A 22,855-nucleotide genomic window follows, 5' to 3' on the forward strand; every position below is an offset into this window, starting at 1 on the left:
TTTAGGGCATCCTTATAGATTATTTGGGTAGTACTAATAATTCTAAAAAAAGATTAATTTTTTAAACGAACAATAGTAAGTTGAATTAAAAAATCATTAGATTTGAATAATGAACGTACAACTTCCTGAAAAATTATATTATTCTATAGGCGAAGTAGCACAGGCTTTTAATGTTAATACTTCACTTATAAGGTTTTGGGAAAAAGAATTTGATAGTATTTCACCCAAAAAGAATAAAAAAGGTGACCGTTTTTTTACCCCAAAAGATATTGAAAATTTTAAAATAATTTTTCATTTAGTAAAAGAAAAAGGATATACCTTAGAAGGAGCAAAAGTTGTTTTACAATCACAAAAAAATTTATCCAAAAAAGTTGAAATCATTGCTCGTTTAGAGTTAGTGAAGGCAGAATTAATTAAGTTAAAAGAATTATTAGACGAATAAAAATTTAAATAAAGACAATATGAAATTACCTAAGTTTTTAATGGCAGACAATTCAGATTTTCCTGAAGATTTATTTGTTGTGCATACAGAGTATCCTAGATTTATATTAAATGTAGAAGAAGAGGAGGTTGAATGGTTTGATGATTTGGAAGGAGAAGAGGAAGAGGTTGCTAATGAAGTAAATTCATTGATTCAACAAGCATTCGATTTTTGCGATGCTGAAATCGAAAAATACGAAGATGATGAAGAGGAGTAATGACTTCTTAGATTAATTTATGATATTAAAAAAAGTAAGCAGTAAATCACTGCTTATTTTTTTTGCTCTTTGATTTGATTAATTTAATAAATGATATTTTTAATCATCAACAACACACCCCTGAATCCTATATTGATTTTTAAATTTTTCTGACCATTTTTTCCATTCTTCCGGTTTTATTTTTTGGTTATTTTCAATTTTCAAAAATGATAGGATGTAATCTTCTGAGAAATCCTTAGGAAAATTTTGCATGGGATCAAATGCATCATTATACCATTTTTCATTAATTAAATAATTAAGTTGATTAACATCAAAATCAAATCCATAATTATGATAGGAATTGGTAGCAGAAGAATTAAACGTAGTTTTCATAACTTCATGATTTAATTGAGCGATCATGTTTTTGTGTTTATGCTTTCTAAAATACAGGGTAGCATTGTATAATTGTTTTTTTTCATCAACTTTTCCATTAATATTTTCCCAAGTTTTAAGCCAAAATTCTTTTTTATGAACACCCATAAGTATTGAAATTAATATCCAATATTTAGTTTTAGTAGTGTTAGATACCAAACCCAATTTATATAAAATACTAAAAAACTTATATTTATTATAAAAAAAACATTTCAGAATGAAAGGAGGAGCAGTAAAAAGATCCGGATAAATGGAAATTATATCGGAATTGATTTTATCATGTTTAAACTGATCAACAAAATTTTTATTTCCCGACCAACCTAATTTGAGTAAGGATATATTTTCTTTTTCCATTACTTCATTGATTTCATTCACATTAATTTTTCTCGTAAACCAAACATCATCTTCCGTTATAATGAAATAATCTGAAGCTTCTTTTACTGAATTGACCCAAAGTTGAGTAGGAATTTTAAAGCCATTAATATCTTTTCCTGACTTTAAATTATCTTTAATTGCTTCTTCCTTTTCTATATAATTTTCAGATTTTATAATTTTAATGGACGGGTATTTTAATTTAATTTTATTTAGATATTTTTCAGGAGTTCCATCATCTAATACTTTAACTGAATAAGTACCCACTACATATTTTTGGATACTGGCTAAGCATCTGTCCAAATAAAAGGGGCGGTTAAAAGATTTAATTAAAATATCCATAGTTTAAAGTTTGGAATAAATTTTACAAATGAGATTAAAAGTATTTTTATTTAGGGAAGATAAAGAATAAAGTAAATAATCTAAAGATATAGGATAATACTTACGATATTTTTTTACTAAAAATTTTAATTGGTTTGCATCTTTTCTGTAAAAACAAATTTTCATGGCATATAACAAATCTTTTTTATTAATTGGGCAATGAATATCTTCTATATTAATAAATGATTGTGGATTAAACGCATCATAACTGTCTTTACCAATACTGAGCCTTTCTTTATAAAATTCACGGGCTTTATTGATAAACAACCATTGCACTAGTCTGTTTTTGGTTTTTGAAAGTGAATGGTTGGTTTGTCTGTATGATATTAAGATATCAGGTAGATTTACAATTTTTTTACCTTCTGAAAATAACCGTAAGATGAGATCATAGTCTTCCGAATAAATCATTTTTTCTCGATAAAAAACTTTTTCGTTTCTAAATAGTATAGAAGAATGATAGAATAAATTGTTTTTGAGGATATTTCTTTTTAATTCATGATAATCGGTTAAAGCTATAAAATTATTACAAATAGTATTGTTTTCATCAATTATATGAGCACTGCTTCCTATTAAAAATACATTCGGATTATTCTCCAGAAATTCAACTTGTTTTTCCAATCGATTGGGTAATGCAAGATCATCAGCATCTAATATGGCCAAATATTTACCTTTAGCATTTTCAATTCCGATATTACGAGATTTTATAACAAATAAGTTTTTATCATTGTTAATAAGCTTGATTCGGGAATCTCTTTTACAAAATTGTTCTACAATTGATTGAGTTCTATCGGATGAGCCATCATTAATAACCAGCAATTCAAAATTAGCATATGTTTGATTGATTACCGATTCAATTGATGCAGATATATGTTTTTCTGCATTGTATGCAGCCATAATAACCGATACCAAGGGAGTCATAAGTAAGATATATAAATACAAAAGTAAAATATTTTTAATTAAACCGTGTATATCAGCTTTTTTTAAGATAAAAAATTTTAGAAAGTGAGTCTTACGTAAACTTATAGGTATCCGCAACGAAAAATGTATAGGAGTAATTAAAAATATAAATAAAATTCTATTAAGATATTTATAATTAATTTGAGTTAAATTCAAAGAAAATTTTTAATTTAGCAAAAAATTTAGGGCGTTCATATATAGTAGAGATTCTGATAATTAAAGCTCAGGTTTTTATAACAGTATGTAGAGCACCTGAATATAACTTTTTTAGTTTAGTGTTTTAATTAATTCAGAAAAAAATAAATAGATCATGGTACAAATTCTTTTTAAGATGGTGTTAGTTATTATGGATTACATAATGTCAATGTTAAGTTAATTAGAAAATTATATACATGTGAAAAGTTCAGTTAATGTAAATTAACTGAACTTTTTAATTATTTTTAATAAGTAATCAAATTATGAAAAAATTACTAGGAAGGTTAATGCTGTTCGTTATGGGATGGAGATTTAAAAATGAAGTATCTGTTAATGAATTAAGAAAATGCGTATTAATTTGTGCTCCCCATACCTCTAATTGGGATTTATATTATTGTTTAGCCAGTTTTTGGTGTTTAAAAATTCCTTATAAAGTAATGATTAAAGACGCTTATACCAAACCTTGGTATGGATTCTTTTTCAAAGCACTCGGATGTTTAGGAGTCGATCGAAGTCAATGGAATAATTTGGTTCAATATTCATCGAAACTAATTAAAAATTCCGATTCGATGGCTTTAATAAATACTCCGGAAGCCACTCGCTCCCGTGCCTTACAATGGAAAAAAGGTTTTTACTATATAGCTAAGCAAGCGAATGTTCCTATAGCTCTAGCCTATGCCGATTATAAAAATAAAGTAACCGGTGTTTCCAAATTAATTTATATTGGCGATCAAACGATTGAAGAGATATTTGATCAAATAGAAGACTTTTATAAACCGGAAATGGCTAAATTTCCCGAAAACTATAATCCTAAAATTTATTAAATTAGATTATCTAAATTCTTAGGTATAAAAATATTTTTTGACTTCTAATATTGCTGAGACGATCGAGCAACTTTCAGATTTTATTTGTAAAATCAGAATTCCGACAAGAATATTCTGTTTATAACTATTGCCTATAATTTTGATTAATATATAACATATATCGACGTTAGGGATGATCGTAATAAGACTCATGATCTGGATTTGCACCGTATTAAACGTCATTGATTTCAATGTCCTTCCGCATTATATAGAAGAACATTTTACTGATTCTGCTCAGCAAATCTATTTGATGTATAAAAAAAATAACTTAAATTTAGCTTCCATCAATAATTAACAGAGCATAATTGTTGATAGCAATGGGTTATATGATTGTCTGAACGATAGATTCAAACAATATATAAAATATATAAATTTAATTACACGTTTGATCTTGAGGGCAAACTTTATACAATTCAAAATTTAAAATGAATGTAGCATCTTTACTGTTTATATAATTGGATTCTCTACCGTATGCCAATCGAGAAGGCACGATAATTAAACCTTGTAATACGTGGTAAAGGTCATTTTTAGATTTATTAGTTGGCTTGAAATTCTTTAAACCGTCAACAATACCTTTAATTACATAATAGTTTTCACTTTGAATTGTATCGTTTTTGGGCTTTTTATAAAAGAAAGGGTCTTCTTGTGCAACCCCTGAATTATCAATTGTGCTTGATGAAGTATTCAAGGTTGAATATCCATTACCTCCTTCAGTTGCAACAAAATATTTTAATGAATAATGAATAAGTATATTGCTTTTACCGTCAGCTATATTGGAGGTGTTTATACCCTGATCTGCCTTCGGATTTTTAACTACCCAGTACCCTAAAGGAGATTTTATTGCATTTTTGCTCAAAGGCTCTTTATCAGTTGGAGTAACCGTATCAGAAAATTTGGTTACTTTCCCAAGATCATCGAAATAATAGTTATTTAAAAAATTAACAATAGCCATATCATCTGCTGTATTTTGCTCATCAACGGATAAGGTTGAGGCGTTATTATCATCGCTACCACACGAAACAAAAAATAAAAGTGAAAATATACAGGCGGCTAAAAGGGATTTTTTAATCATGTAAATAAAATATGTTAATTTAGTTGCTAATTTACGATTAAATTTAATTTTAAAGACCAATTTTTTCAATCAATGAGAATAGATAAATTTTTATGGTGTGTGCGTTTTTATAAAACGCGGGCAATTGCTACCGAAGAATGCAAGAAAAACCGTGTATTTTTAGATGATGCTCCCTTGAAGCCTTCAAAAGAAATATTAGTTGGTGAAACGTATAAAATTAGAAAAAATCAGATTGACTATACGATCCAAGTTATACAAATTCCTCCCAATCGGGTAGGGGCAAAATTGGTTCCTTTATATATAAAAGACCTGACAGATCCTGAGCAGATTGAAATGATGAAATCAAGAACACAAACGCAAAACTATTACAGGCAAAAAGGATTAGGCAGGCCCACCAAAAAGGATAGGAGAGAATTAGACGATTATACTCTGGAATGGGAAGATGAATAAATACACTAAATGTTTAATTAGTATTTTTTAGAACGGCTATAATTTCATTGCTTATTTCTTCCGGAGTTTTTTGGTTAACCGCTATCTTATAAGCAGCCGACTCATAAAATGTTGAACGTTCAAATAAATGCTTGGCAATAAATTCCGGTAAAGATTTTTCTTCTAAATGCGCAATAAGAGGGCGGTGTTCTTTTTCATTACTTAACCTTTTTGCTAATTCCGAAGCATTCATTTTTAAATAGAACGAGAAGCTTTTTTCTTTAATTTTATCCATGTTACGATGATAAATAGGAGTACCTCCTCCTAAACTCAACACTATATTGTCACCGTTCAATAATTCATTCAGATAAAAATTTTCTTTTTTACGAAAATAAATTTCTCCATGGATTGAAAAAATTTCTTGAATAGACTTATTTTCTTGAGTTGAAATATACTCATCTAAATCAATAAAAGTTATGTTGAGAGATTTCGCAAGATATTTGCCAACAGTAGATTTCCCACTTCCCATATAACCCAATAAAGAAATAACCATACGATCAGATTTTTTACAAATATCATATTTTTTTACCAAATATATTTGCATACCCAAAAAAAGTCATTATATTTGCACTCGCTAAACGAAAATGCTTAGCAAACACTAAATAAAGACCTGGTAGCTCAGTTGGTAGAGCACAACACTTTTAATGTTGGGGTCCTGGGTTCGAGCCCCAGCCAGGTCACAATCTATTCAAAGAATAGATTAAATATACATTTAGGGAGACCTGGTAGCTCAGTTGGTAGAGCACAACACTTTTAATGTTGGGGTCCTGGGTTCGAGCCCCAGCCAGGTCACATTTTGAAAATTCGCGCTTGAGATTCTCAAGCTTTTCTTGTTTATGACTCCGTAGCTCAGTTGGTAGAGCAATTGACTCTTAATCAATGGGTCGAGAGTTCGAGCCTCTCCGGGGTCACTTAAAAATCAATGAGTTACAAATTTTTTGTAGCTCTTTTTATTTCACGTACGTAAACAAACTAGAAACAACAACAGAAAAAAAAAGTTCGACTTCAGTTCTAGTATTTATTTTATTCATTTATACTATTTCAATATTTTTTTAAATTAACGGCTAATAAGTTATTAAAAATATTGTTGGAAGTTTTTGTGCAAAAATTTTTGTCTTACTATTATCTAAAAATTTAACTTTATATTGTAAAAATTTATTGTTTGAATTATCTTCTGGTTTCTTGATCTAATAATTTAAGGAGGGTGGGAATTCTATAATTACCATGCATATTTTGAATACATTGAGAAGCTCCATTAAGTGAAATTCCGACAGAACTAATATATAAGGGCTTTTTACTTTCGCCTCTTGTTATTTCCTGAACAATAGACTTGCCGGTAGAAAAAGGATTTTTAGCTACCCCTATAATTGGAATTTTCTTTTCCAATGCATCAAATAAGTATTTACCCAAGCCCGGCCGATGGGTGTCATCTAAATATACGAAGCCGTCAACTATAATCTGACTCATATCTTTTAAATTTATTTGTTTCAATAACTCTAAAATACAAGGAAGCTCTCTTTTATAAAACAATCCCGATTCATATTCAGATATTTCATAAATATAAGTAGTAATTAAGTCATTAGGAATGGGTTGATCCCAGTTTTTAAATAGTATACCAACAACTTTTGCTCGGTTCGGGTAGTAATAAACATCAATAGCAAGTTTCATTTTTATTTAATTTTAATTTATTCCAAAAGTGATAAATTTTTTTAATTGAAGATATAGGGTTAAATAATTAATAGGATAAACATTTATTTTTAAATAATGTTAAAATAAAAATAAATATACTAAATTAGCATAATTAATCTAAAATAATTAAAAATGTTATGAAAAAAAATCTACTTTTTATTTTATTGTCTTGTATTATAACTGCGCCACTGTTGGCAACAGATAATATTTCTAAACAAGAAAATTACTTGAGAGAACATTTTGTATCATCCACCACCACCAACTATGATGCGATGGATGTATATGGAATATTAAATTTTTTTATGCAATATTCGGAAAGTGAAAAAAAATGGAATTATGAACTGGCGGGGTTAACCTGGGAAGAAATGGCTAAGGCTATTAATGGTAATCCGGAGGTTATTTTTACCAAATTATCCGGAAAATTTGGTTGGAAAAATATCAATAGTTTAAAAGTTTTAACTCAATTAAATTTAAACTACAAAAATTATAATGGAGTTTTCAATGGCAATTATTTTAAGAACTTAGAAACATTATATTGTACTGGCAATCGATTAACGACTATAGATGTAACTAAAAATGTTAATTTGAAGGGTTTATATTGTAATTCGAATCAATTAAAAATCTTAGATCTATCCAAAAATCTTAATTTAATTTATTTAAATTGTTCTTCCAATCAGTTAACAACCTTGGATATATCTAAAAACGTTAATTTGAAAGAATTATATAGTTATTCCAATAAGCTAAAGTCCTTGGATGTATCTAAAAATGTTAATTTAATGCTTTTAAATATTTATTCAAATCAACTAACCGCCTTGGATGTATCTAAAAATGTTAATTTATTTGTTTTAAAGTGTTTTTCGAATCAATTAACAACCTTGGATATCTCTAAAAATGTAAATTTGTATAGTTTAAATTGTAATTTCAATCAATTAACAACCTTAGATGTATCTAAAAATAGTAAACTAACTTTTTTAGATTGTTATTCCAATAAGCTAAAAGCTTTAGATGTATCTAAAAATGTTAACTTGACAGAATTATATTGTTATTCCAATCAATTAACCACCTTGGAAGTATCTAAAAATGTTAATTTAAAAATTTTAAATTGTAATTTGAATCAATTAACAACCTTAGATGTCTCTAAAAATCCTAATTTAACAACATTAAATTGTTATTCGAATCAATTAACAAATTTAGATGTCTCTAAAAATGTGAATTTAATATATTTATATTTTAGTGATAATAAGATAGCTCAATTGCTTATTCCGAAAGTTCATAAAATAAGTGAATTAACTGGTGATCATAACAATCTAAAGCTATCCACTTTAAAAGGGAATTTTCTTACAATTAAATCTTTAAAATTAAGCCCGCAAGCAACGCTTCAAGGTGGGGCTAAAGGTATTTTTGAAGTGTTGGATATATCATCAGAATATACTATTGATGGAAAATATACTACTTATACCTGGTATGATAAAACAACTCAACAAGAAGTCGGCGCCTATGCACTAAAAGGTAAATTTTATGCCGGTCCGGAAAATGCAGGCAAAACTTTGATCTGTAAGATGAAAAATGAATTATTTCCAAACTTTGTTTTAGAATATGAAGTAAAGATAAAAAATACCGTATCTTTTGCATCAAGAAATATAAAAGAAAACATACCGGAAGGTTTTGTATGGGTAGATACTCAAAAAAATGAAACAGAATCAATACAATTATTTCCTAATCCGGTAATAGATATATTAAAAATAAATACTACAGCAAAGGTAACATCAGCAAGTGTTTACAATTATGCAGGAAAAGAAGTTAAAAGATATCTAAGGATAATAAATAATGAATTGGATTTACAAGATTTATCTGCGGGAATTTATATTGTAAATCTTACAACCGATCAGGGAATACTTTCTAAGAAAATCATAAAAAAATAATTTAAAAATTAAAAGAGTGAAAACCTGCTATACAGCAGGTTTTTTTTATTGAAAATAAATTATAGAATAAAAATTAAAATATTTATTTTCAAACAAGGTTAAAATAAAAATAAATATATTATATTAGCATACATAAATAATAAATAAAAAAATGTTATGAAAAAAAATCTACTTTTTATTTTATTGTGGTGTTTTATAACCACACCAATGTTGGCAACAGTTGATATTTCTAAACAAGAAAATTACTTGAGAGAACATTTTGTAATATCCACAACCACCAATTACGACGCGATGGATGTATATGGAATATTGAATTTTTTTATGCAATATTCGGAAAATAAACAAAAATGGAATTATGAACTGGCGGGATTAACCTGGGAAGAAATGGCTAAGGCTATTAATGGTAATCCGGAGGTTATTTTTACAAAATTATCCGGAGTATTTACATGGAAAACTAGTAATAATTTTAAAGTTTTAACTAAATTAAATATAGGCGCCAAATTCTTTAATGGAGTTTTTGATGGAAGATATTTTAAGAATTTAGAATATTTAGATTGTGATGGGGATTACTTAACATCCTTGGATGTATCTAAAAATGTTAATCTAACAGAATTATATTGTGATGGAAATCAATTAAAAACTTTGGATGTATCTAAAAATGTTAATCTAATAAATTTAAATTGTAGTTTTAATCCGTTAACATTCTTGGATATATCTAAAAATGTTAATTTGAAACAATTAAAATGTTATTACAATAAGCTTAAAGCTTTGGATGTATCTAAAAATATTAATTTAACATATTTAAATTGTTATATGAATCAATTAACAACTATAGATGTGTCTAAAAATGTTAATTTAACATATTTAGGTTGTTTTTATAATCAATTAACTACTTTGGATGTATCAAAAAATGTTAATTTAAATGATTTATTTTGTTATTCAAATCAATTAACAACCTTGGATGTATCAAAAAATGTTAATTTAAAAAATTTACGTTGTTTTGAAAATCAATTAACAGTCTTGGATGTATCAAAAAATGTTAATTTGAAAGAATTAATTTGTGATAGAAATCAATTAAAATCTTTAGATGTAACAAAAAATGTTAATTTAGATGCTTTATATTGTGAATCTAATCAATTAACAAATTTAGATGTCTCTAAAAATTTTAATTTAAAATACTTTTATTTTAATAACAATAAGATAGCTCAATTGCTAGTTCCAAAAGTTCATAAGATAAGTAGCTTAAAAGGAATTAATAACAATTTAAAGTTATCCACTTTAAAAGGTAATTTTCTTACAATTAATAACTTAAAATTAAGCCCGCAAGCAACGCTTCAAGGAGGAGCTAAAGGTATTTTTGAATTGATAGATTTATCTTCAGAATTTAGTATTGATGGAAAATATACCACCTATACCTGGTATGATAAAACAACTCAACAAGAAGTCGGCACGTATGCGCTAAAAGGTAAATTTTATGCCGGCCCGGAAAATGCAGGCAAAACTTTGATTTGTAAAATGAAAAATGAATTAATTCCAAATTTTGTTTTAGAATATGAAGTAAAGATAAAAAATACCGTATCATTTGCTTCAAAAAATATAAATGAAAATATACCGGAAGGATTTGTGTGGGTAGGTCCTCAAAAAAATGAAACAGAATCGATACAACTATTTCCTAATCCGGTAATAGATATATTAAAAATAAATACTACAGCAAATGTAACATCGGCAAGTGTTTACAATTATGCAGGAAAAGAAATTAAAAAATATCTAAGGGTAATAAATAACGAATTGGATTTACAAGATTTACCTGCGGGAATTTATATCGTAAACCTTACAACCGATCAGGGAATTCTTTCTAAGAAAATTATTAAAAAATAATTTAAAATTTAAAAAAGTGAAAACCTGCTTTTTAGCAGGTTTTTTTATATAAATTAAATTTAACAAATTAGTAAGATTTTTAAAAGTATTTTTTAATATATCTAATATTTTTAACAAATCTTATCGATAATTATCAATTAGAATTTACCGTTTTTATTTTTATGCTCAGCATTCGCAGGTATGGTTTCCACAATATCCCAATGTTCAGCAATTTTACCATTTTCAATTCTGAATAAATCATAGAAAGAAGTGGGTTTATTGGCCATTATGCCTTCAGAAACTACTAATACAAAATTTCCTTCTCCTAAGATTTTATGAATTTGAGTATATTTGAAAGTAAGTCCCATTTTATTCAATTTCTCTAAGCCGGCTTTTAATCCGTCTAACCCGTCACCAATGAGTGGGTGGTGTTGAATGTAATTATTTCCGTTAAAATAATTTTCCAAGTTGGAAGGATTTTTACCCATCAATACATCCGTAACAAAACCTTCGGCTACTGCTTTGTTTGCTTTCAATCCGGTCTCATCGGTTTTTTTGATAGTAGTATCCCCATCTGTTAACGTATGTCCACTTGGATTCTTCGGTTGTTCAGCTTGTAAATTATCCCAATGTTCTACAATTAATCCGTTTTCAAAACGGAAGATATCAAATCCAACAGTTGGAGTTTTATACCCATACTCCGTTTGGGCAACAACATAATCCCCGTCACTTAACATACGTACAATGTTAACACTCGGTTTAGAAGCTGATAAACTTTTCACAAGGGTCTTAAAACCTTCAACGCCGTCAGCTGCTCCCAAATTGTGTTGAATATACTTATTTGGGTTAATGTATTTTAACGGTGCTTCATTTCCTGTGCTAAATGAAGAAAGTAACTCCCTAACTTTTTCTTTATTAGAGGGTTCTTCGTTTTCCGCGGTAAGATCTTCTACCTTTTCAGTGATCGTTTGATCCGTAGCTTCAACAGGTTCTTTTTTAGTTTGGTTGCAAGAAACTGCCAACAAAGCTATTCCGACTACCGCTGCTAGATAACTTATTTTTTTCATATTATTAAAAATTTATTATTTATTATTCATCAATTCACTTATAGGTATTTTTAATTTATTATGTTTATAAAAACAGGCGTATTCAGTGTTTTTCAACTGTTGTAAGAATTTTATTCGTGTAAAGGTAAGTGTGGATTTTATGAGTGTAATGATAAAAAGTATGCCAAAGCTGATAAATTTAGGACAGGTGTTGCTTTTTAAAATCGATAGGGCTAATACCTACCCACTTTCTAAAAAATTTGCTGAAATTGGTGGGTTCGTCAAATCCCAGTTCAAATGAAATTTCCTTTATATTGAGTTCACTGTAAACCAAAAGTCTTTTTGCTTCTAATAAAATTCGTTCATCAATATATTCTTTGGGACTTTTACCGACAGTGTTTTTAAGAGCTTTTGATAAAACTTTGGGCGATATACCCAAACTGGAGACATAATCGTTTACTTTTCTCAGGATCTTGTAATTTTTTTCTACTGCGAGTGAAAACTCTAAAGTAACAGAATAACACGAAGAATAAAGAATATTTAACGAATGACTAGTAATTTTTTTTGAATAAATAAGAAAACTACTCAGTAAATGATGTAAAATATCGGGAATATAAGGATCTTGTTCAGGAGAATAGATTTTTTTCATCAATTCCCAAATGGAATCTAAATATTCATGCGTTTCAATAGGAATATTTTTTGTGAAAGGGTTGAAAAGCTCTGATTGCTTAATCAAGCGCCTTTCGTATTTATTACGAATATAAAAATCATCGGTAAACAAAATAATTTCACCCGTATAGGTAGATTCCACATCAAAAGATAAAACTTGATCTTTGCCGATAAATAAAATTTGTCCTTCCCTGAGTTCAATCGGACTAAAATCTACTTTTTGAATTGTTTTACCGCTTGTAATCCGTATAATTTGATAAAAATTTGTTCTATGTGGCTTACTGGTTATAGAACATGCCCTTTGATTCATCTGAGTCAAATTTTTTATTTCAAAACCAAAAGGTAAAAGTTCATTAAAGGTGTAAGATTTCAAAAGAAAATTTTATACAAAGATAAAAAAATCGAAGTCATATAAACAACGCATTATTTTATACACATTTTTATGATACTGTTTATGCTTTTGCATAAAAAATATCTCTGTTTCGAAAAACTAATTGATTATTTTTTATAATTTAAAAATCGTTTACGTAACCATTCTCGAATCGGCATATCATAAAATTTCATGGACAAATAAGCAACAATGATGGAAATTAAAACTACCAGCAATCCATATTGCCATGATTGCTCCAATGAAAGTTGATGATTGGCAATGTAAGCCATATAAATATTAATAAAGGGAAAATGGGTAATATAAATAGGGTAGGAGATGTCTCCCAAAAATTTACATACTGTCATGGCTTTCGGATCCTTTATTTTTCCTCCTGCGCCCAGCCATATAATCAGAGGAAAGAAAATCATTAAACATATACACTCATACCAGCGATTCCATAGGTTATTTTCACCGCCTAAATGAGGTACGGATAAAAGTATGATCAACAAAAGAGAAGTTATTAAAAATGCATGATTAATAAAACGAAGTTTTCCAATTCTGGCTAACAATAATCCGGCTAAAAAAGGAAAAGCCAAACGAGTAAAACCGATTCTTAACTGAATAGGGTCATCAATAGACCATCCCCCGATGATGTCACCTATAGGATTTGTAAACGCATATTGAATCGTAACTCCGGCAGCAACAAGTACCAAAATAGAAAGCATTAATTTGCTGATTCTTCGTAAAATAAGGGCATAAATGATATTGGCTATATATTCAAGAAATAGAGACCAGGCAGGGCCATTCAGAGGATACATTTCATTCCAACCGCGAATGTCTAAGCCTTTTCCTACAGGAATTAAAAACATGCCGATAATCATCAATAGAACTAATTTCAAAAGAGAAACATCAGAAGTAGCTTTCCATCCCAATGAAGGAGCATCCTGGAAATAATATAATAAAGCCCCTAAAAGCATCCCGGCAATAATCATAGGATGAAGTCGAATGATACGGCGTTTAAAAAAATCTTTTAAAGTCATGCTTCCCCACCGATCATCGTATGCATATCCCAAGACAAATCCGGATAACATAAAGAAAAAATCTACAGCCAAGTATCCATGATTTATAATTTGTAAGCTATGATCACCGCCCGTATAAATTTCAAGAACATGGAATAAAACCACCATAATAGCAGCAACTCCTCGTAAACCGTCAAGAATTACATAATGTGGCTTGGAAGCTTTTAAATCCGTTATATTTTTCATCATTGGAAGATATTGATTTCTTATTTGAATAACAAAAGTAAACTAATGATAAGTTGAACTATTGAAATATATTCTATTATTATTGTCTTATATTTGTATACAAATAATGCATAATATTAGTAAGTGTATAAAAACATCAAATACATTCACTTGCCAACATTTGAAAATCAATCTTTTCGATTTGATCATGTAAAAATATATTGGAATGAACAGGTAACTTTCCATGAACAAAAAACTTGGGAATTATCCTACATAATAACCGGCAGTGGAACCAGAAAAATGGGGGATCGGCTCGAACCCTTTCAATGCAGCGAAATCGTTCTTATCCCCCCTCATATCCCTCATTGTTGGCTTTTTGAAGAATCCGATTATGATGCAGAAGGTAAGATTGAGAACATTACCCTTACATTTTCTGATCGATTTCTTGATAATTGTAAATTAACTTTTAGCGAATTGCACCCATACATCCAAAAAATACAAAATTATAAACAAGCAATATCATTTATAGGAGCTCATCTGGCGAAACTTCAAAAAATTTTGAAACAGATGATTGATCAATCGGAGATTGAAAGGATTTCATCTTTCATTCAAATATTAACATTACTAGGTAATTCCGATCATAGGATTTTAGCAGGTAACCGAATAGAGGAAGATAAACAAATCCTTCGGTTGCAAAAAATACAGCTTTATATAATGAACAATTATCAAAATACCATCACTTTAGAAAAAATGTCCCAATTAGTGAATATGAATAAATCGTCATTTTGTATTTTCTTTAAAAAGATGATGGGTAAATCTTTGATGACTTACTTAAATGAATTTAGGGTAGAATCTTCCTGTCAAATGATTCAAAAAACCAATATGACCATTGCAGAAGTATGTTATTATTCAGGTTTCAAGGATGTGCCTTATTACAATAGAATTTTTAAGAAAATTAAAAATTGCACACCCAATGAATATCGAAAAAGATTTTTTCAAACGGGAAGATAAGTAACTATCGAAAGATTACACTATAAAAAAATTGCTTATCTAAGTGTGGAAAAATTTAAAATTACCTTAGAGGTGAAATACTAATATTAGTATATTTGCAAAGCTAAAAATAAACAACTTTTAAACTCACGTGGTGGAATTGGTAGACACGCCATCTTGAGGGGGTGGTGTCCATAGGATGTGCCGGTTCGAATCCGGTCGTGAGTACTTTTCTTCTAAGTAATAAAATAAATTTTCCCTTTTTTTACAATAAATTGCTAAACTTTATTTTTAATATCCCCATCCATAGCATAGTTACAACAAATGTAAAAAAGTATTAAACTCAAATATTAAATTTTATTATAAATTTACGTGAATAAAAATTTGACTTGAAAATGAACGAGGCCCAACTTTGGAGTAAAATTGAAGTATTTTTCAAAGAGAAGTTTGCACATGAGGATATTCCCGATTTAAATACGATGATATTTTTAATTGGTTTGCAAGAATTAGGATTAGGATATAAAAAGTATAAAAAAGACGAAAAAATGAACCTGATACATATAGCCGTATGCAGGTTATTGGAACCTTTCGGATATTATAAACTCGATGGATATGATCAAGATAACTGGCCGCATTATAAATTAATTGAAAAGCTGCCCGATTTAAAGCCTAATGAGCAAACTTTGCTTATGAAAAAAGCGATCATCCAATATTTTATGGATGAAAAATTACTGGATATTTAAAATAAAAAAGACAAACTTTCGTCTGTCTTTCTATTCAAAATTATATAAAGTATAAAATATATTAATTAGTTGGATTCAGCTTTTGCATCACGAATCATTTTTTCGTTGGCAGTAATAGAAAATTCAACTCTTCTATTTAAAGCTCTACCGGCTTCAGTGCTGTTATCTCCAATTGGATCTGCTTTACCAAAACCTTTAATAGTGAATCGGCTGGAGCTGATACCATTACTGGATAAATAATTAGCAACACTTTTTGCTCTGTTTTCAGATAAATTTAAATTATATTGATCTGCACCTTTTGCGTCGGTATATCCGAAAATACCAATATTAGTATCCGGGTATTGTTTAAAAACAGATACAATTTTATCTAAATTTTGTTGAGCAGTTGGAGTTAAAGTAGCTTTATCAAAATCAAAACGAATAGCATTTTCATTAAGTACAACTTTAATTCCTTCTCCTACACGTTCAACAGAAGCACCCGGTACACTTTCCTGTATTTGTCGTGCTTGTTGATCCATTTTGTGTCCAATTAAACCTCCGGTGGTACCACCCACGGCAGCACCAATAACGGCTCCTAAAGCAGCATTGTTTTTATTACCTACATTATTTCCAATTACAGCACCTAAAACACCTCCTGCAACAGCTCCTAAACCGGCACCTTTTTGGGTGTCGTTAGTGTTACAAGACATTAGTATGCTAACAGATAATAAGATTAAAGTTAATCTTGTAAATATTGATTTCATAATTATATATATAGTGTATTTCAAGTTATTTATTTTAATTTACCGGATGATAATTTACTGAAATGATAAGTAATAGTAACCCCGCTGATAACCTGACTTAATTTAAATTCATTTTCGGAAAGAATTTCATATAAATACGTAGTTCCTGTAGTTACTTTTCTTGCTTTATCACCTTCATTAAGCAATTTTAAAACAAGCATGTTTTGCTTATCGATATACCAAGTAAAGTTTTGAGTTAAAGCCGGACAAGTATTGCCGCCTTGCAAAGTAAAATTACCTCTGTTATTATTAGCGATAAAATACCACACACTGTTTTTTAAACATTGAGCATCATATTCATCAAAAGCTTTAACCTTTACCAGGTTTTCAGAATATGAAACGCGGTCAAGATTCCATGTACCTCTTACATCCCGTTGAGAAGATCTGTCGAGAGCAACAGAATTTGAAGAAGAGCAAGAATAAAAAATAAACATGCTCAGAATTCCTAAAATCATTAATTTTTTCATAAAAGAAATTTATTTTAATTCATAATTATTATTAATTAAAAACTTACGTTGAATCAATCGATTAAAAATTTAATTTTCCACTTTCAGAGCCTTTTTTACACACTAAAGATTTCTTTTGGCCATTGACGATAAAATTTATAAAATTCTGCTGATCAGGAAATTTATCCAATAACAAAGAATTCTTTATAGTGATTGATGAAACCGAATTGATACCCGATACCTCATAATAAATCCAAACTACATTTCCATCCGGATTTTTAGAAGAAAAAGTAAAATTCACAGGAGTATCATCTATACTTATTTTAACGTTATTTTGAAGATATTTATTAAGTGCAATATCAAAATCGTTGGAATTTACTTTTTTACCAATGGTTTGTTCAATATGTTCAAGGTTAACTTTTGAAGAAACTTTTAATGTTTTGCTGCTGGAAACATATTCCACTTTAGTTATCGAAGTAAAAAAATCCGAAGAATAAAAATTATAGAAACCTAAACATATAAAAGATAAAACAAAAAAAAGAATAAACTTTTTCATTATGGGTTGAATTATATTATCACTCATTCTGCAACTGCAAACAAATTTAATGCCAAATAGTTTTAAAAATTTTGTTTAATACTGTATTTGTTATAAAAAGCATGAATGTGTCCTACAGCTTCATCAGCAGTATCAACAAGTCGGAACAAACTAAAATCAATTTCCTTAATATAATTATCTTCAAGCATAGACTTTCGCATCCATTCCAATAATCCGGTCCAATAATCCGTACCCACCAATACAATCGGGAATTTACTTGTTTTTTTTGTTTGAATTAAAGTTAACGCTTCAAACAGCTCATCCATAGTTCCCAAACCGCCGGGCATAACAATAAAGCCTTGCGAATATTTGAGAAACATAACTTTCCTGACAAAAAAATAATTGAAATTCATACTTAATTTATGATCAACATACGGATTACTTCCTGTTTCAAAAGGTAATTCAATATTTAAACCAATTGATTTTCCTCCCGCAGCCTGTGCTCCTTTATTTCCAGCTTCCATAATTCCGGGTCCTCCTCCCGTAATAATACCAAAACCTATTTTAGTAAGCTTATAAGAAATTTCTTCCGTTAATTGGTAATATTTATTATCAGGATTAGTTCGAGCAGAACCGAATATGGATACACAAGGGCCTATTTTAGTCATTGTTTCAAAACCATTGGTAAACTCAGCCATAAGTTTAAAAAGCATCCAACTGTCCCGAGTTTTTATTTCATTCCAATTTTTTTGATTAAAATTTTGAGCTATAAACTCTTTATTTTCTGAATTATGCATTTTTTAATATTTAATTTACATGTACAGCAAAATTACTGTTTATTACGATTTCTGCGTCATAAAATTGTTAATCATTTTATTAAAATTTTACTATTTTTACGAAGAAGTATCATTTTTTTTAGCAAAATATTCGATATTTTTTAAAATAAGAAAATAATATATCAATTTTTTTAAAAAAAAGGGTAGAAAATAAAAAAGGAAACTTAGGGAATGTAACCGTATATTATACTATTTTTGTACGTATAATTAAGATAAAATTTGAGTATGGAAAACAACAGATACGAATTAAATAAAAATTTAGCGCAAATGCTGAAAGGAGGAGTCATCATGGATGTTTCTACTCCGGAACAAGCAGAAATAGCTGAAGCAGCAGGAGCTGTTGCAGTAATGGCCTTGGAGAGGATTCCTGCAGATATACGCGCTGTAGGAGGAGTTTCTCGGATGAGTGATCCCAAAATGATTAAAGGAATACAATCGGCAGTAAGTATACCGGTTATGGCTAAAATCAGAATCGGACATTTTGTTGAAGCACAAATACTGGAAGCCTTAGAAATCGATTATATTGATGAAAGTGAAGTTTTAACACCCGCCGATGATACCTATCATGTAAATAAAACCAAATTTAAAGTTCCTTTTGTATGCGGGGCTAAGAATTTAGGTGAAGCCCTGCGAAGAATCCAAGAAGGGGCATCCATGATTCGCTCCAAAGGCGAACCGGGAACCGGTGATGTAGTTCAAGCCGTAAGACATTTACGCGCAATGAATGAAGCCATACGTAAGATACAAGGTATGCAGGAAGATGAACTTTTCAATGAGGCAAAGGATCTTCGAGTGCCTTATGAATTAGTAAAATACGTACACGAAAACGGAAAATTACCGGTAGTGAATTTTGCGGCCGGAGGTGTGGCAACTCCTGCCGATGCGGCATTAATGATGCAATTGGGAGCAGAAGGAGTTTTTGTAGGTTCAGGTATTTTCAAATCCGGTGATCCGATAAAGAGAGCTCAGGCCATTGTTAAAGCTGTTACTAATTTTAACGATCCTACTATTTTATTGGAAGTATCTGAAGACTTAGGAGAAGCGATGGTTGGAATAAATGAAGCAGAAATTGAATTACTAATGGCAGAAAGAGGAAAATAATTTTTTTATAAAAAACAATCGAATATAAGGTCATTTGGAAAGTGTAAACTTTCCAAATGACTTTTTTAATTCTAAATATAATAGTATGAAAATAGGGGTATTAGCAGTACAAGGAGCATTTATAGAGCATATTCGAAAACTACAAGAATTGAAGGTAGAAACCTTTGAAATAAGACAAAAAAAAGACATGGATCAATCTATGGATGGATTAATCATTCCGGGAGGGGAGAGTACGGCCATAGGTAAACTTTTGAGAGATTTAAACTTACTCGATATAATCAGAAACAAAATACAAACAGGATTACCGGTATTCGGAACGTGTGCCGGATTAATTCTACTGGCTAATCGGGTGGAAGAAGGTACGGAACATCTGGGTGTTATGGATATTACCGCAAAAAGAAATGCATATGGTCGTCAGTTGGGCAGTTTTTCAATTGAAGAAAATTTTGAAGAAATCGGTACTATTCCCATGACATTTATACGAGCACCCTATATAACCGAAGTAGGAGAAAATGTTAAAATTTTATCCCGTGTGAACGGTCACATAGTTGCAGCTCAAGAAAAAAACATGCTAGTTACTTCTTTTCATCCTGAATTAACGGATTCTGCTAAAGTTCATCACTATTTTATAGAAGAATTATGTAACAAGAAATGATAAATTAATCTTATGGCTAAAGATTGATCAATAATCCTAAGAATTAAATTAAGATAACTAATAACTAATACATAAGAAAATTCTTATCTTGTCTGTCTTAAAATGAATATCCAACTATGGACACTTCGAAAACTATAAATTATTCAGGAATTTTTCTAACCTATTATGCCAATAACAATACCAGTTGTGTACATTCCGCTCAAGACCACTGTTTGATCTATATATATTCAGGGAAATTAATCATTGAAGAAAAAGGAAAAAAAGAAAAAGTATTAAAAGCAGGAACTTGTGCATTTGTACGGAGAAATCATAATATAAAAATGACTAAATTTTATTCGGGCGATCAGCAATATAAAGGAATAACCATGACGTTGAAACGTTCATTTTTAAGAGATTTTTATTATACAAAGGTAAGTAAAGATAAACCCGAAGAGGTTAGTCTCCCCAAAGAAAATGTTTTTACTTTACCTTTACGTCCTGAAATTATAAGTCTTTTTCAATCTTTAAATCCCTATTTCGACACAACGCTTCAACCTTCTGATGAAATCATTAAATTAAAAGAACAAGAAGCTGTATTAGCATTGTTAAACATCAATAAGAATTTTTATTCGATACTTTTCGATTTTACAGAACCTTGGAAAATCGACATTCTTGATTTTCTCAATGAAAATTATATGTATAACCTTTCCATGAATGAAATAGCTGCTTATACCGGAAGAAGTTTAGCAACTTTCAAACGAGACTTTGCAAAAATCAGCGATATACCTCCCCAAAAATGGTTAATACGTAAACGACTCGAAGTTGCCTTTGAAATGCTGAAAGACAGAAAAAAGTGGAAAGTAAAAGATGTTTGTTGGGAAGTAGGTTTTAAAAACATATCTCATTTTTATACAGCTTTTAAAAAATTATACGGATTTTCTCCTTCGGAAGAATTGTGACCGTTCCTCAGAACAAAAAAAATTGATCTTCCCGACAAAAGCCCAATATTGAACTGGCATTAACTTTGTTTATAAATGACTATAAACTTAAAAAATCTTAATTTAAAAAGTTATGAAAGAAAAAGTAATAGTTGTGATGGGTGCTTCCAGTGGAATTGGTGAAGCTACCGTAAGGAAAATTGCCGAAAGGGGAGCTAAATTGGTTATTTCTGCCAGAAGAGAAGAAAAATTAAAAGCAATAAAAGATTCTCTTCCAAATGCTCAAATTGAGTATAAAGTAGCCGATGTTGCCAAATTCGAAGAAGTGAAAGCGGTAGTAGATTTAGCTATAAGCAAGTTTGGAAAAATAGATGTTATCTACAATAATGCCGGAACCATGCCTTCATCCTATCTTATAGATTGTAAACTTCAAGATTGGCATGATATGCTTCATGTAAATGTATTGGGCGTTTTACATGGAATAGCCGCGGTTCTTCCTCATTTTGTAAAACAAAAATCCGGTCATATCATCACTACCGATTCCGTTGCAGGACATTATGTATATCCGGGGTCTGTAGTATATTGTGCTACTAAATCAGCTATCCGTGCCGTAATGGAAGGGCTACGTCAAGAGCAGAGAGAAAATAACATAAAATCATCCATGGTTTCTCCGGGTGCTGTTCGTACAGACCTGTACAAAACAATGAAAGATGAAAAATTATTAGAAGATCAACGCAAAATGCAGGATACAGAGGGTTACGGTTTGAATCCGGAAGATATAGCAGAAGCAGTAGTTTATGCGATAAATACTCCACAACATGTATCTGTAAGTGAAGTTATTGTTCGACCTACTAAGCAATCTCTCTAATTTATTGTAATAAAAAATTACAGAGAAATATAAAAATTTAATTTTTAAAACTATTTATCCGACAAAAGATTTTAGTTTATTGCAAATTTTCTAAAATTTAAATAAAAATTATTTTTTAGTTAATCATTTGTCGGATAATTAGTTCTATATAAAAGAATTATAGTAGTTCATTATCCAAATTAAAACCTACTAATTTCTACACGCTAAATGAAGTACACACCTATTTGATTTTCAGCGAACAAGCTAATAAATTAATATTTACACAAAATAACTAGTTAATAAATGAATAATTCAGAAATACCTAAAATCAGTGAATTTCCAATTGGAAATGAAAATAAAGAATATCAACAATATTTTTCCGGAAAATCATGGCTGCAACCTCTTACCAACCATAAGGAATTAAATGTTCCCTTATTCAACGTTACATTTGAACCCGGTTGTAGAAACCATTGGCATACGCATTCCGGGGGACAAATACTAATTGCTGTAGGTGGTGTTGGATTATATCAGGAAGAAGGCAAAAAAGCCCTACGAATGAAACCGGGAGATGTTATTGAAATAGACTCTAATGTTAAGCATTGGCACGGTGCAGCTCCTGATGAATGGTTTTCTCATTTAGCTATTACCTGTAATCCTCAAACCAATGAAAATACTTGGTTGGAGCCGGTATCAGACGAAGACTATCATACAGCCTCTGTACAAGCAATTAATCTGAAATAAATAACAACTTTATATATAAATAAAAAA

26 protein-coding genes and 4 tRNA genes are annotated in these 22,855 nt (G+C 29.7%); 18 read left to right on the forward strand and 12 right to left on the reverse strand.

The genetic code is table 11. The annotated features are described in order from the left end of the window. Positions 1–109: 109 nt before the first annotated feature. Both G8C41_RS02455 and G8C41_RS02460 read left to right on the forward strand, forming a co-directional pair. Complete coding sequence (locus tag G8C41_RS02455; RefSeq protein ID WP_105297915.1) at positions 110–442, forward strand: MerR family transcriptional regulator; 333 nt, start codon at positions 110–112, stop codon at positions 440–442. A 19-nt stretch (positions 443–461) separates the two neighbouring features. Next, positions 462–698: a hypothetical protein gene (locus G8C41_RS02460; RefSeq protein ID WP_105297914.1), complete on the forward strand. Its 237-nt coding sequence runs from the start codon at positions 462–464 to the stop codon at positions 696–698. A 99-nt stretch (positions 699–797) separates the two neighbouring features. On the opposite strand, the gene G8C41_RS02465 is transcribed toward G8C41_RS02460, so the two are convergent. Both G8C41_RS02465 and G8C41_RS02470 read right to left on the reverse strand, forming a co-directional pair. Then, positions 798–1,823 (reverse strand): glycosyltransferase family 2 protein, encoded by a 1,026-nt coding sequence (locus G8C41_RS02465; RefSeq protein WP_166006000.1) that lies wholly within the window; start codon positions 1,821–1,823, stop codon positions 798–800. Between the two features lie 3 nt (positions 1,824–1,826). Beyond that, positions 1,827–2,780 carry a glycosyltransferase family 2 protein gene (locus G8C41_RS02470; RefSeq protein WP_166006001.1) on the reverse strand — a complete coding sequence of 318 codons (954 nt, stop codon included), beginning with the start codon at positions 2,778–2,780 and terminating at the stop codon, positions 1,827–1,829. Positions 2,781–3,277: 497 nt separating this feature from the next. Between G8C41_RS02470 and G8C41_RS02475 the strand changes: the two genes are divergently transcribed. Continuing rightward, positions 3,278–3,838: a 1-acyl-sn-glycerol-3-phosphate acyltransferase gene (locus G8C41_RS02475; protein ID WP_166006002.1), complete on the forward strand. Its 561-nt coding sequence runs from the start codon at positions 3,278–3,280 to the stop codon at positions 3,836–3,838. 190 nt (positions 3,839–4,028) lie between these two features. Continuing rightward, positions 4,029–4,172 carry a hypothetical protein gene (locus tag G8C41_RS02480; RefSeq protein ID WP_166006003.1) on the forward strand — a complete coding sequence of 48 codons (144 nt, stop codon included), beginning with the start codon at positions 4,029–4,031 and terminating at the stop codon, positions 4,170–4,172. A gap of 78 nt (positions 4,173–4,250) precedes the next feature. Here the strand turns inward: G8C41_RS02480 and G8C41_RS02485 are convergent, their stop codons facing one another. Beyond that, positions 4,251–4,949 carry a hypothetical protein gene (locus G8C41_RS02485; protein ID WP_160566712.1) on the reverse strand — a complete coding sequence of 233 codons (699 nt, stop codon included), beginning with the start codon at positions 4,947–4,949 and terminating at the stop codon, positions 4,251–4,253. 72 nt (positions 4,950–5,021) lie between these two features. On the opposite strand from G8C41_RS02485, the gene G8C41_RS02490 reads away from it, so the two are divergent. Beyond that, entirely contained in the window at positions 5,022–5,399 is a 378-nt protein-coding gene (locus tag G8C41_RS02490; protein WP_105297909.1) for an RNA-binding S4 domain-containing protein, read from the forward strand. A gap of 13 nt (positions 5,400–5,412) precedes the next feature. Here G8C41_RS02490 and G8C41_RS02495 read toward each other — a convergent pair whose 3' ends face one another. Next, positions 5,413–5,931, reverse strand: a complete 519-nt coding sequence (locus G8C41_RS02495) for a shikimate kinase (protein ID WP_160567200.1) — start codon at positions 5,929–5,931, stop codon at positions 5,413–5,415. Positions 5,932–6,045: 114 nt separating this feature from the next. Between G8C41_RS02495 and G8C41_RS02500 the strand changes: the two genes are divergently transcribed. The 3 genes from G8C41_RS02500 to G8C41_RS02510 all read left to right on the forward strand — a co-directional run bounded on the left by G8C41_RS02500 (position 6,046) and on the right by G8C41_RS02510 (position 6,349). Continuing rightward, positions 6,046–6,118, forward strand: a tRNA-Lys gene (locus G8C41_RS02500). Between the two features lie 39 nt (positions 6,119–6,157). Then, a tRNA-Lys gene (locus G8C41_RS02505) sits at positions 6,158–6,230 on the forward strand. 46 nt (positions 6,231–6,276) lie between these two features. Then, positions 6,277–6,349: transfer RNA gene (locus G8C41_RS02510), tRNA-Lys, on the forward strand. A gap of 256 nt (positions 6,350–6,605) precedes the next feature. Here G8C41_RS02510 and G8C41_RS02515 read toward each other — a convergent pair. Continuing rightward, positions 6,606–7,106, reverse strand: coding sequence for an endonuclease V (locus G8C41_RS02515; protein WP_166006004.1), 501 nt, complete (start codon positions 7,104–7,106; stop codon positions 6,606–6,608). Positions 7,107–7,264: 158 nt separating this feature from the next. Here G8C41_RS02515 and G8C41_RS02520 point away from each other — a divergent pair, with 158 nt between their 5' ends. After that, the gene (locus G8C41_RS02520; protein ID WP_166006005.1) at positions 7,265–9,049 is read left to right on the forward strand and encodes a T9SS type A sorting domain-containing protein; all 1,785 of its coding nucleotides are present in this window, start codon (positions 7,265–7,267) and stop codon (positions 9,047–9,049) included. A gap of 156 nt (positions 9,050–9,205) precedes the next feature. Further along, entirely contained in the window at positions 9,206–10,927 is a 1,722-nt protein-coding gene (locus G8C41_RS02525; RefSeq protein WP_160566701.1) for a T9SS type A sorting domain-containing protein, read from the forward strand. A 137-nt stretch (positions 10,928–11,064) separates the two neighbouring features. Here G8C41_RS02525 and G8C41_RS02530 read toward each other — a convergent pair whose 3' ends face one another. From G8C41_RS02530 to G8C41_RS02540, 3 genes are all read right to left on the reverse strand, one after another. After that, positions 11,065–11,973 carry a nuclear transport factor 2 family protein gene (locus G8C41_RS02530; RefSeq protein WP_160566698.1) on the reverse strand — a complete coding sequence of 303 codons (909 nt, stop codon included), beginning with the start codon at positions 11,971–11,973 and terminating at the stop codon, positions 11,065–11,067. A 178-nt stretch (positions 11,974–12,151) separates the two neighbouring features. Next, positions 12,152–12,994 (reverse strand): AraC family transcriptional regulator, encoded by an 843-nt coding sequence (locus G8C41_RS02535; protein WP_160566695.1) that lies wholly within the window; start codon positions 12,992–12,994, stop codon positions 12,152–12,154. A 125-nt stretch (positions 12,995–13,119) separates the two neighbouring features. Then, positions 13,120–14,259 (reverse strand): acyltransferase, encoded by a 1,140-nt coding sequence (locus tag G8C41_RS02540; protein WP_317164259.1) that lies wholly within the window; start codon positions 14,257–14,259, stop codon positions 13,120–13,122. 147 nt (positions 14,260–14,406) lie between these two features. Here G8C41_RS02540 and G8C41_RS02545 point away from each other — a divergent pair, with 147 nt between their 5' ends. The 3 genes from G8C41_RS02545 (at position 14,407) to G8C41_RS02555 (ending at position 15,968) form a co-directional block, all read left to right on the forward strand. Then, positions 14,407–15,246, forward strand: coding sequence for a helix-turn-helix domain-containing protein (locus G8C41_RS02545; RefSeq protein ID WP_166006006.1), 840 nt, complete (start codon positions 14,407–14,409; stop codon positions 15,244–15,246). A 124-nt stretch (positions 15,247–15,370) separates the two neighbouring features. Next, positions 15,371–15,453 (forward strand) — tRNA-Leu (locus G8C41_RS02550). Between the two features lie 167 nt (positions 15,454–15,620). Next, positions 15,621–15,968 (forward strand): hypothetical protein, encoded by a 348-nt coding sequence (locus G8C41_RS02555; protein ID WP_160566689.1) that lies wholly within the window; start codon positions 15,621–15,623, stop codon positions 15,966–15,968. A 65-nt stretch (positions 15,969–16,033) separates the two neighbouring features. Here G8C41_RS02555 and G8C41_RS02560 read toward each other — a convergent pair whose 3' ends face one another. The 4 genes from G8C41_RS02560 to G8C41_RS02575 all read right to left on the reverse strand — a co-directional run bounded on the left by G8C41_RS02560 (position 16,034) and on the right by G8C41_RS02575 (position 18,528). Beyond that, complete coding sequence (locus tag G8C41_RS02560; RefSeq protein ID WP_105297898.1) at positions 16,034–16,711, reverse strand: OmpA family protein; 678 nt, start codon at positions 16,709–16,711, stop codon at positions 16,034–16,036. Between the two features lie 29 nt (positions 16,712–16,740). Further along, a complete protein-coding gene (locus G8C41_RS02565) occupies positions 16,741–17,217 on the reverse strand; it encodes a lipocalin family protein (RefSeq protein ID WP_105297897.1) in 477 nt (158 codons plus the stop codon). Between the two features lie 61 nt (positions 17,218–17,278). After that, the gene (locus G8C41_RS02570) at positions 17,279–17,752 is read right to left on the reverse strand and encodes a DUF6702 family protein (protein WP_166006007.1); all 474 of its coding nucleotides are present in this window, start codon (positions 17,750–17,752) and stop codon (positions 17,279–17,281) included. 62 nt (positions 17,753–17,814) lie between these two features. Further along, positions 17,815–18,528, reverse strand: a complete 714-nt coding sequence (locus G8C41_RS02575) for a TIGR00730 family Rossman fold protein (RefSeq protein ID WP_160557261.1) — start codon at positions 18,526–18,528, stop codon at positions 17,815–17,817. Positions 18,529–18,792: 264 nt separating this feature from the next. Here G8C41_RS02575 and pdxS point away from each other — a divergent pair, with 264 nt between their 5' ends. The 5 genes from pdxS (at position 18,793) to G8C41_RS02600 (ending at position 22,828) form a co-directional block, all read left to right on the forward strand. After that, positions 18,793–19,668 (forward strand): pyridoxal 5'-phosphate synthase lyase subunit PdxS, encoded by an 876-nt coding sequence (gene pdxS / locus G8C41_RS02580; protein WP_160563932.1) that lies wholly within the window; start codon positions 18,793–18,795, stop codon positions 19,666–19,668. An 85-nt stretch (positions 19,669–19,753) separates the two neighbouring features. Next, positions 19,754–20,323, forward strand: a complete 570-nt coding sequence (gene pdxT, locus G8C41_RS02585) for a pyridoxal 5'-phosphate synthase glutaminase subunit PdxT (RefSeq protein WP_166006008.1) — start codon at positions 19,754–19,756, stop codon at positions 20,321–20,323. A gap of 116 nt (positions 20,324–20,439) precedes the next feature. Further along, the gene (locus G8C41_RS02590) at positions 20,440–21,261 is read left to right on the forward strand and encodes a helix-turn-helix domain-containing protein (RefSeq protein ID WP_166006009.1); all 822 of its coding nucleotides are present in this window, start codon (positions 20,440–20,442) and stop codon (positions 21,259–21,261) included. A 112-nt stretch (positions 21,262–21,373) separates the two neighbouring features. Then, positions 21,374–22,108, forward strand: a complete 735-nt coding sequence (locus tag G8C41_RS02595) for an SDR family oxidoreductase (protein ID WP_160543345.1) — start codon at positions 21,374–21,376, stop codon at positions 22,106–22,108. A gap of 282 nt (positions 22,109–22,390) precedes the next feature. Next, positions 22,391–22,828 (forward strand): cupin domain-containing protein, encoded by a 438-nt coding sequence (locus G8C41_RS02600; RefSeq protein WP_166006010.1) that lies wholly within the window; start codon positions 22,391–22,393, stop codon positions 22,826–22,828. Positions 22,829–22,855 lie beyond the last annotated feature (27 nt).

Origin of the sequence: Apibacter sp. B3706, from assembly GCF_011082725.1 — a bacterium.
Classification (GTDB): domain Bacteria; phylum Bacteroidota; class Bacteroidia; order Flavobacteriales; family Weeksellaceae; genus Apibacter.